Origin of the sequence: Kocuria arenosa, from assembly GCF_042879215.1 — a bacterium.
GTDB lineage: Bacteria > Actinomycetota > Actinomycetes > Actinomycetales > Micrococcaceae > Kocuria > Kocuria arenosa.
The window spans coordinates 1-598 of record NZ_JBHZTA010000052.1; the positions used below are offsets into that span (position 1 = coordinate 1).

Sequence of the window (598 nt, forward strand, 5' to 3'; positions counted from 1 at the left end):
CGAAGGCCTTCTTCATACACGCGGCATGGCTGCATCAGGCTTGCGCCCATTGTGCAATATTCCCCACTGCTGCCTCCCGTAGGAGTCTGGACCGTGTCTCAGTTCCAGTGTGGCTGGTCATCCTCTCAGACCAGCTAGGGATCGTCGCCTAGGTGAGCCGTTACCCCACCTACTAGCTAATCCCATCTGGGCACATCCGATGGCAAGAGGCCCGAAGGTCCCCCTCTTTGGTCTTGCGACGTTATGCGGTATTAGCTACCGTTTCCAGTAGTTATCCCCCTCCATCAGGCAGTTTCCCAGACATTACTCACCCGTCCGCCGCTCGTCACCCGGGAGCAAGCTCCCTGTGTTACCGCTCGACTTGCATGTGTTAGGCCTGCCGCCAGCGTTCAATCTGAGCCATGATCAAACTCTTCAATTTAAGTTTGATGCTCGTGAATTAAACTTCGTAATGAATTACGTATGTTCACTCAGAGACTTGGTATTCATTTTTCGTCCGAGGACGTTAAGAATCCATGTCACTTTGAGTGCCCACACAGATTGTCTGATAAATTGTTAAAGAGCAGTGCAACGCGGCTTTCGCTCACCGTTGCGAGGT

Annotated in this window: 1 rRNA gene; it reads right to left on the minus strand. The window is 52.3% G+C overall.

Annotation, left to right across the window (positions count from 1 at the left end):
• Positions 1–421, minus strand: a 16S ribosomal RNA gene (locus ACFYE3_RS19070); the annotation flags it as partial.
• Between the last annotated feature and the right edge of the window lie 177 nt (positions 422–598).